Source organism: Moraxella sp. E33BD (assembly GCF_041807865.1).
GTDB lineage: Bacteria > Pseudomonadota > Gammaproteobacteria > Pseudomonadales > Moraxellaceae > Moraxella > Moraxella haemolytica.
Window position 1 is genome coordinate 1 of record NZ_JBGTZD010000042.1, and the last position, 691, is coordinate 691.

A 691-nucleotide genomic window follows, 5' to 3' on the forward strand; every position below is an offset into this window, starting at 1 on the left:
TCAAGCAACAGTGGCGGTTGATTCTCTTTTGAACTTGGGATCTCTATCGCATCAAAGGTTGATTTACCTTTTACATCCATACCACTCGTCACCGTTAGCTTGCCATCAACGGTGGTGTCTTTAAGGTTGGTATCACCAGAGACATACAAATCACCTTGAACACCTGCATCACCAGAGACAAGACTATTACCTATAGTAAAACTATCACCAATGGTGACATTGTTCCCAATGGTGGTTAATCCACCTAATAACGTGGTTGCTTTTTTCACTGTCAAACCACCGCCAATCGTCGCATCGTTATTCACAGTCAACGATTTTGTCGTCACCGAATCCAGTCCAGTCAACGACTTAGCAAGTTTTACAACTAGACCTTCGCCGTCTTGCACCACGCCGATGTTATTATCAGACAGCTGACCTGAATCCGTCTGACCGCCGGTAATCGTTAGTTTATCGCCTAAGTTACGATGGACTTCACCACCGAAATCACCCTGGAATTTAAGTCCTTTAGTGGTAATACCATCAATTCCGTCCCTCACTTGCTTAAAGTTAACTGCATCACCGTCTTGTGTACCAGCAGCAATATTGGTAATCTTCGTAGGAGAGCCATTACTCTTCTGAACTTTGATACTATCGCCGTTATGTACAATCTTCGGACCAGTAGCTTCACCTAAGGTTACACCATCTTTAAGAA

Annotated in this window: 1 pseudogene; it reads right to left on the bottom strand. The window is 43.7% G+C overall.

Annotated elements, in window-relative coordinates:
* Window positions 1-691 (bottom strand): annotated as a pseudogene (locus ACERC6_RS10280) (hypothetical protein); the annotation flags it as partial.